General features: G+C 67.5%; 1 protein-coding gene. It reads left to right on the top strand.

Annotation, left to right across the window (positions count from 1 at the left end; all coding sequences use genetic code 11):
* Window positions 1-286: TonB-dependent receptor domain-containing protein (locus AC1RPK_RS07685; protein ID WP_481769343.1), on the top strand; the 286-nt coding region annotated here is incomplete at both ends.

Here is a 286-nt window from a genome sequence, read left to right as displayed (position 1 = left end):
CGTGAAGGTCATCCAGGCCAACGACGTCACGCTGAACAACTGGCCGGTCGACATTCCGCGGCCGCGCCAGATGGCGTCGCTGTGGACCGACTGGGCCTGGCACACGGGGCCGCTCGCCGGCTTCGGCCTCGGCGGCGGCATTCGCTACCAGAGCGCGTCGGCCGGTGCGGCCGACAACTCGCTGACGGTATCGAGCGTCACGCTGTTCGACGCGGGCGTGCGTTACGACACGCGTAACTGGCGCTTCGCGGTGAACGGGACGAACCTGTTCAATCGCCACTACATC

Source organism: Dellaglioa sp. CoH-55-MRSF-6, assembly GCF_056782215.1.
Note: the sequence above shows the minus strand (reverse complement) of the source record. Positions and strands in the feature narration are given on the sequence as shown.